Here is a 7,171-nt window from a genome sequence, read left to right as displayed (position 1 = left end):
TCGACTCGTCCAACAACGCCAGGCCGGTCGGTCTGTCGGCCCTCGGCAAGGGCCGCTTCTACATCGACAAGCTGGAGCCGCAGTTCGGCATCACGATAGAGCCGGAGGGGGGCTCGGACGCCCCGACGTTGTCAGCCCTGGTCGGCACGCTGGACCTGCCCCTGTGACTCCTGGCGGCCGCATCGCCCCTGGTGGAGCGGTGCGGCCGGCCCGTCGTGTACATGGCGAGCGGAGGCTGAGTCAAGTTGCGTGAGTAGCCACACTCCGTCGCGCCCGGCGCGGCCGCCGCCTCGCTCCAGGGCATGGGCGAGCGTGGTTTCGCTCATCCGGATCGATTGATCAGGTGGTCCAGCGACTGTGCGGCAGCCCGGAGACAGATCGTGATGCAACTCGTTAGCAGTCGCTGCCTCGGACGGTGTCGCAACCGTCGTCGGTGCTGCCCAGCAGCGCAGCGGCCACCGGACCGGACTCGACGATGCGCACGTCGAGCTCGAACCCGACGCTGTCAGCGTCGACCGACCTCGGACGCTGATCGATCGCGGCCAGCGCGGACGTGGCGGAGACAGCCATGGTGAAACTCGCTTCGACAGGTACGGAACGGCGCCGTTGCGCCCTCCGCACGACATCCCGGACACGGGCTGCAAGTGCCGGGCGACTGATGCGAGACGCGCTCGCGGAGCGCAGGCCAATGCGTGCCGGTGGCGCCCCGGCAGGGCGCCCACGCCACACCGTCCGTCAACGGCGTCGACGTACGGCGTCCGGAGCGTCGCTGCCGACCTCACGACCGCCCCCGGCGTGTCGAGGATGGCGGGAACCGGTAGATACGGGCATCACCCGGGCCGGCCGCCGCCGACTCGGCCGTACCCGAGATCGTGGTCAACGGCGTGACGTCGGCCGTGACCGTCACTGTGATCGACACCGGCGGTGGAAGCGGCGCAGTCTCGGCACCAGGTTTGCGCCGTGGACCGGCCGCGCGTTCCTGGTGCGCCGCGAAATCCAGCAACCGGGCCAGCGCCACGCCAGTATCCAGGACCGCGTCACACGCATCGATCAGCGCCGCTGTCGCGGTCGCGGTCCGCTGCGCCTTCTCGACCTTGGACACCAGGTCCGGACTGACGAACACCGCCCCGGCAAGCTCCGCCAGACTCAGCCCCCGAAGCTCCCGCCAACGGCGCAGCTCCGCGCCAAGGAAATGCCGCGCAGACACGTGCAGCGTCAGCGTGCTCGGCCGCCGCGCCATCAGAACCGCCCCCGCCAGCCGGGCCGCATCCCTGCGCCGTCACCGCGGCGTCGAGGACTCATCGCAGGCCGCTGCTGGTGCGACGCCGAGCCGTTCCCGGCCGGAAATCGGCCAGCTCGATCACGGCGGCGGGGCCGTCGCGGTCACCGGCAGCGGCCGGCCCCGCCATCCCGCCCTCCATCGCGAGGATCACAACCCGGGCGCCCGGACAGTCCCGCACGACGGTGGCGACCATCGCCGCCAGCGGATCACCGCAACCCGGAACGTCCGGCGCGGAGCAGCCCCGGGCGGGGCTGCCACAGTGGCAGGACCAGCGCCAGCTGGCGCGGCCCCCGGACGGTGTGGCTGCCGCCTATTCCGCCGGCACGAGCGGCCACCGCGACATCAGCACGCCGCCGGTGTCCAGCGCGGCATCCACGGCGGGCGAGGTCCTCGGCCGGCCAACGCTCAGCGTGCTCGACCTTGGTCACCCGCTCACGGCTGTGCAGCACCCCAGCAGCAAGGTCCTGCTGCGATACCTGCCGCAGCGTCCGCCAATGCCGCAGGTCCGCGCAGAACTGCCGCTGCCTCGTGCCCGGCTCTCGCCGCGACCGCACACCACGCCCGGCCATCAGCGCCGCCCCCGCCACGCCGCCATCGAGTACACCCGCGCGCCGTCAGCGGTCGGCCGGTCCGTGTGGCGCGGTTGCTCATCGGCCGTGGTCACCATGACCCGGACCGGTTGCCCGGCCGCAGTTGCACCGTCGCCTAGCGTGAGGATGACGCTCGCACCCGCCGACACGGTGATGTGCACGGCCGGTCCCGCGTCAACCGGGTCAACCGCGTCGGCCACGGCCGACCCGGCCGGAACGGCACCCACGCCGCCAGGCTCCCCAGTGCGCGCCGCCCACGCCGCGGAGCGCTGCCGCACGTCCTGGTCAGCGTCCTGCGCCCTGCACCGGTCGGCGAGACCGCCAACGTGATCGGCCGCCGCAAGCAACGCCCCGTTCGCGCCGGTCACCGCGTCGCAGCGCTCCCAGAACGCGCGCCGGACCTCCTGCCCACGCTCGACGTCCGCGACCGTGCCGCTCGCCCACGGCACCCGATCCGCGAGCGCCTGTTGCGTCAGACCGGCCCGCTGACGCCACCCTGCCAGCAGCCTACCCAGCTCGCGGCGCGCCTCCGCCACGTCCGCCCAACCCTCCGGGCTGGTCGCCGCCGCAGCAGCGTTCAGTGGATGTGAAACGTTGTCGGGCGCGGGCTTGTCGGCAACGTCGGCAGGGCGCGCGAAGTTCTTGACCTTGAACAGACCGATGTCGGCGTCGGCGTCCACGTCGAGGACCGCGCACAGCCCAGCCCGCACCCACTCCGCAGGCCATCGGGTGTCACCACGCTCCAACTTGCCGATCGAGCGGTCCGTCAGACAGATTCTCCGCCCACACGTGGTGAACACCCAGGCGTTGACCGCCTCGGCCAGTTCCTCACGCGACAGCACCCGGCCCGAACCGGACGGCGACACCCGCGCCAACCGCGCCCGCCGAAGCAGCTCATTCGACACCCGCGGCGGCAGCGTCCGTACCGCCGCCGCTCGGCCACCAGCACCGTCCCGGTCGCCGTCTCGGTCGCCGTCCTGGTCGCCGTCGAGCTGGAACCACAACCGGTCCGCCGGTATCCGCAGCGTCCGCGCGACAAACGTCAACCAGTCCAGATGCTTGCGCGGCCGACCGTTCTCCAACCTACTCATCTGCGCCTGCGCCAGATGCAGCCAGCCTCCGACAAGCTCCTGCGGCAGCGGGCTACGCCCATGCCACGGATGGCACCGATACGCCCGCACCACCCGGCCCATATGCCGCCCGGCCAGCGCCTCAGCCATCGCCGGGTGCGTCCAGAAGTCCGCCGGAACGTGTGGCGGCGCCGCAGACCGGTCACGGTCCGCCGTCTCGCACGGGCCGCACAAACCCCCGGTCCGGTCCCGGGCCAGTCGCGCACCACACCGGCACTGCCGCTCGGGCACCCCAGGCGCGCTCGCCGTGGCAGACGACGCGGGTCTCCGCCCCGGCACCGTCGTTGATCGGTTCACAGTCCTAACGCCTCTCCGAATGTCAATCTCGGTTGAAGTCCATGTCCTCGATCCGGTGCCGGCGCATGCCGCAGGGATGCGCCGACACCAGACCCGTTCACCGCGGCCGCAACGGGCGGTGCGGGCGGCAGGCCGGCAAGGTCGACGGAGATCGACCCGCGCTCAACCGCGTCCCCGGCCGCGTTGCACTTGGGTGGCCGTCCCGCCACGCCCAGCCCTCCCACGACGTCGGCCAGTCGTACGCACAAATCACCGCGGCCCCGCAGCGGGCCGCCTCCCCGTCCCACCATCACGTTCCGTTCCACAGAATCTTGACGCCTTATGTCGCTTTCCGGGTCGCTGAGCTGGGCGGGCACATCGGTGACGCGCAGCGCCAAGTCGCCGATGCCGTAGCAGTAATCCGGCTCCTTCAGGCGGATGAGGTCGCCAGCCTTGACCGGCGGAGTCATTGGGAGTGGCGTTGGTTGACGTCGGCGGCTGCGGCGCTGGCGATGTGAGGCCGCGTCATCGCCCCGCACCCGGGGCACCAGCGGCTTTTGACCTTGAAACTGACCAGGCCGCCGAAGTAGCCGAGCACCAACGCGCTCACCACGGCACCGATGAACATTGGCGCTCACCTCCTGGAACGTCCTCTGCGTTCGCTCGACGCTATGGCGACCGTCCGTGCGGGTGGAACGAAGTTGCCCAATGTTGCTTGAGTACGTCGCTGCCGCGTGAGGCGGCTTCCAATGACACCCCTCAAGCACCACAGACGGCGACACTGGCAGTGACAACTTTCGATGAATCTGCCGGCACCCCTTGACGATGTTGCTCATTGTGTTCAAGTCTGTCCGTGCCAGATGCAACTCAAAGCAAGCCCGACGACAAGGAGACGACCGTGCGGCTACGGTTCCTCGGCAAGGAGTCCACGCCCAGCAACTCCCCGACCCTGTACGCCAGCGACAACGACAGCTTTATCGTGCAGGGATGGGTGGTGACCGACCCCGCCGTACTCACCGACCTCACGGTGAGCGACGCTGAGACGGTGGTGGAGGTGCCCCCCAAGTTGCTTGACTTCTTGGCTCTCGATGGCCTGGACGGCGATGTGGTGAGCGTCGTCCCGCCCATCGTGCGCATGCTGGACGGTGGTAACTACATCATCCAGGGCACGCGCGTCGAGGACAGCGAAGCGCTCAGCCAGATGGTCATACCGGACTACGAAACCTGCGTGGAGGTGCCGAAGGCGGCCATGCGGGCGCTACTCGTTGGAGTGTAGGTGGAAGAAATTTCCGAAGCGCAGCGCGACAGCTACTTCACCGCGTACCGGCGGGAAGCGCTGCACCTCGAAATGCGCGACATCTACGCCACGGACATCGAACGCAGCCGGTTCCAAACCTGGCTGCGCGGCGAAGAACTCGACCCCGACGCCGAGGCCGAGTGGTGGCGGCCATGGTTCGAGCTCATGGCCGCCAACCGCGCGGCCGGCAAGACCCTGCGCCGGCTGCGCATCGTGTCCGAGCCGGTCACCAAGTACATCTACTTCGAGTGGCTGGACGCCTTCAACCTGGTGAAGGCGGGCGAAGAGGTGCGGTGGCTGCCGCGCCGCCAGGCGTCAACCCTGCTGCTACCCGGCAACGACTACTGGCTGTTCGACAATGAAACGGTCACCTTTACCCATTTTTCGGGTGACGGGCATGTGCTGGCGCAGGAACGCGCAACCGAACCGGACATCGTGCGGAGCTGCAAGGCGGCGTTCGAGGCCGCCTGGCGACTTGGCATCCCCCACCACGAGTACAAGCCCGCCCAGGCGTGACCGCACCAGTCAAGCAGGCGCGCGAAGCGCTGGGCGCTCGCCTCCGTGAGATCCGCAAAGAAGCGGGCCTCACGGGGCGAGCACTCGCGCAGCGCCACGGATGGCACTACACCAAGGTCAGCAAGCTCGAACACGGCACCACGACGCCGACCGATGCCGACCTTCGGGCATGGTGTCAGGCGTGTGGCGCGGAGGACCAAGTTCCCGACCTGGTCGCGACGATGCGCGCCATCGAGTCGATGTACGTCGAGTGGCAACGCCAGATGCGCGCGGGGTTGAAGCGCCAACAGGTGTCCACCGTGCCGCTATACGAGAAGACCAAGGTCTTCCGCGGCTACGAAAACACCGTCATACCAGGGCTGTTCCACACAGCGGAGTACGCCGCCGCCATCTTCACCTGGTGGTCGAACTTCCTGGACCTGCCAAACGACACCGACGAAGCCGTGGCCGCACGCATGGCCCGCCAACAGGTGCTCTACACCGGCGACCGGCGCTTCGTCTTCGTACTCGAGGAACAGACCCTGCGCACGCACGTCGGCAGTACCGACGTCATGCTCGGCCAACTTGACCGCGTGCTGGCGGTGATGTCGCTGCCACGCGTGAGTTTGGGAATAATTCCAGCCACTGGCGAGCGGCAATGCCTCGCGCAGGGCAGCTTCTGGATCTTTGACGAACACGTGGTGCAGATAGAAACCATCTCCGCCGGCATTGAAGTGACCCAGCCCCGCGAAATCGCCATCTACCTGCGGGCCTTCACCCTGCTACAAGAGTCGGCCGTCTACGGCAAACCCGCCAGGGACTTGATCGGGCGGACGATAGCGGAGCTACAGGAGCAGTGAGGCGTTGGGCCGCGTGATGCGGCCGCACATGCCACTAGAGCGCTACGCGGCAAGCACGACGGCCACTGGCACCTACGGGAGCCGATCCGGGAGCTGTTCCTTCCGCCTGCATCGGCTGACGCGGCATGGCGTGCCATGGCGGAGTTGGTCTGAACGAGGCAAGTGTGCGCCCTGGCTGCATGTTCCGGAGTGCTCTGGTTTCACGCGGTCGCGACCGCGCCGCCGCAGGGCGGTGGGGTCCAGGGTTGGGTCGACGAAATGACCGCGCAGCCCGTGGTGGGCTGCGCGGTCGAGGGCGGGATCGGGCCGGCGGACGGCTGCCGTGGCGTCACGCCGCGGCGAGGGCGGCGCCGGGTATGCGCTGCGGGAGGTAGTGGTGTGGCCGCCAGCGGTTGGCGGCGGTGGCGGCGCTGGTGAACCAGCCGGTGAAGCGGCCGACGTTCGGGCGTGGGACCGTGGCTCGGCCGACGGCGGGCGTCGGCTGGTAGCTGGGCGGTGTGTGGCGGGGTGAGGTGGGCGGTGCTGGCGCTGGTCGGCGTCGTGCCAGGTGCAGCGCTCGCTGGGCCTGTCTGGCGGGGGCGCACGGACCGCGTTCGCCGGTGCAGCGTAGGTTGGTGCAGTCGCCGTCCGGGCCGCGTTGGTGTTCGACGGCGACGTCGAACGCGAGCCGCCACAGCATGATGTCGACGACGCCGTCGGGGACGGGCGCGTCAGCGGACGGGTGCTGGCGGTGGCCGGTCGTGGCGGCCGTGATGATGGTGGGCATGGTGTCGTCTCCCGCGTTGCTGGCATCCGGGCAGCCGTCAACGCCGGCAGTGGCGTGCGGGTGTGCGGCGGCCGACTGCCGGGTGACGGCACAGCGATCGACGCTTGACTTTCAACACAGGTCAAGTCGTCCCAGTCACGAGCCGTGGCTGCCCCGGCGGCGTCGCCGTCGCTGCGCTGACTCACGTCCGCGCCCTTCGGTCGGCGACCCGAGATGGATCGGTCTCGACGACGCAGTTGAGGCAGGCGATGGCCTGTAGCCGAATGACGGTGCCGAAACTTGGCACATTTGGTGCCCGTGGACGCAGGCGGACGTGGGCGGACGGGCGCGTACCAACGAGTACCGACGGGTGCCAACTAGCACCAACCCGTACCAGCGTCAATACCCTCTGCTGAAATAGTTGTGTCGAGCCTCTTGACCGCGGCCAAGTACGGCACGGTCTTCGACCGTGACAACACCATCGTGATCGGTGACA

9 protein-coding genes are annotated in these 7,171 nt (G+C 69.2%); 3 read left to right on the top strand and 6 right to left on the bottom strand.

Going from position 1 to position 7,171, the window contains the following annotated elements; translation table 11 throughout:
- Positions 1-393 precede the first annotated feature (393 nt).
- The 5 genes from ABZS66_RS59355 to ABZS66_RS59335 form a co-directional block, all read right to left on the bottom strand.
- Positions 394-570 (bottom strand): FxLD family lanthipeptide, encoded by a 177-nt coding sequence (locus tag ABZS66_RS59355; RefSeq protein WP_354773459.1) that lies wholly within the window; start codon positions 568-570, stop codon positions 394-396.
- Positions 571-778: 208 nt separating this feature from the next.
- On the bottom strand, positions 779-1,240 hold the full coding sequence (locus ABZS66_RS59350) for a helix-turn-helix transcriptional regulator (RefSeq protein WP_354773457.1): 462 nt from the start codon (positions 1,238-1,240) through the stop codon (positions 779-781).
- Positions 1,241-1,298: 58 nt separating this feature from the next.
- Complete coding sequence (locus ABZS66_RS59345; RefSeq protein WP_354773455.1) at positions 1,299-1,475, bottom strand: hypothetical protein; 177 nt, start codon at positions 1,473-1,475, stop codon at positions 1,299-1,301.
- Positions 1,476-1,850: 375 nt separating this feature from the next.
- Positions 1,851-3,092, bottom strand: a complete 1,242-nt coding sequence (locus ABZS66_RS59340) for a helix-turn-helix transcriptional regulator (RefSeq protein WP_354773453.1) — start codon at positions 3,090-3,092, stop codon at positions 1,851-1,853.
- Between the two features lie 652 nt (positions 3,093-3,744).
- The gene (locus ABZS66_RS59335; protein ID WP_354773451.1) at positions 3,745-3,906 is read right to left on the bottom strand and encodes a hypothetical protein; all 162 of its coding nucleotides are present in this window, start codon (positions 3,904-3,906) and stop codon (positions 3,745-3,747) included.
- 270 nt (positions 3,907-4,176) lie between these two features.
- On the opposite strand from ABZS66_RS59335, the gene ABZS66_RS59330 reads away from it, so the two are divergent.
- Genes ABZS66_RS59330 through ABZS66_RS59320 form a run of 3 tightly spaced genes read left to right on the top strand, consistent with a single transcriptional unit; the run spans position 4,177 to position 5,930 of the window.
- Entirely contained in the window at positions 4,177-4,554 is a 378-nt protein-coding gene (locus ABZS66_RS59330; protein ID WP_354773449.1) for a hypothetical protein, read from the top strand.
- Positions 4,555-5,091: a DUF6879 family protein gene (locus tag ABZS66_RS59325; RefSeq protein ID WP_354773447.1), complete on the top strand. Its 537-nt coding sequence runs from the start codon at positions 4,555-4,557 to the stop codon at positions 5,089-5,091.
- Positions 5,088-5,930 (top strand): helix-turn-helix transcriptional regulator, encoded by an 843-nt coding sequence (locus ABZS66_RS59320; RefSeq protein ID WP_354773445.1) that lies wholly within the window; start codon positions 5,088-5,090, stop codon positions 5,928-5,930. The genes ABZS66_RS59325 and ABZS66_RS59320 overlap by 4 nt, the downstream gene beginning before the upstream one ends.
- Before the next feature lie 328 nt (positions 5,931-6,258).
- Here the strand turns inward: ABZS66_RS59320 and ABZS66_RS59315 are convergent, their stop codons facing one another.
- Positions 6,259-6,696, bottom strand: a complete 438-nt coding sequence (locus ABZS66_RS59315) for a hypothetical protein (RefSeq protein WP_354773443.1) — start codon at positions 6,694-6,696, stop codon at positions 6,259-6,261.
- Positions 6,697-7,171: the final 475 nt, after the last annotated feature.

The sequence above is a fragment of the Dactylosporangium sp. NPDC005572 genome (assembly GCF_040605515.1).
In the GTDB taxonomy this organism is placed as follows: domain Bacteria; phylum Actinomycetota; class Actinomycetes; order Mycobacteriales; family Micromonosporaceae; genus Dactylosporangium.
Note: the sequence above shows the minus strand (reverse complement) of the source record. Positions and strands in the feature narration are given on the sequence as shown.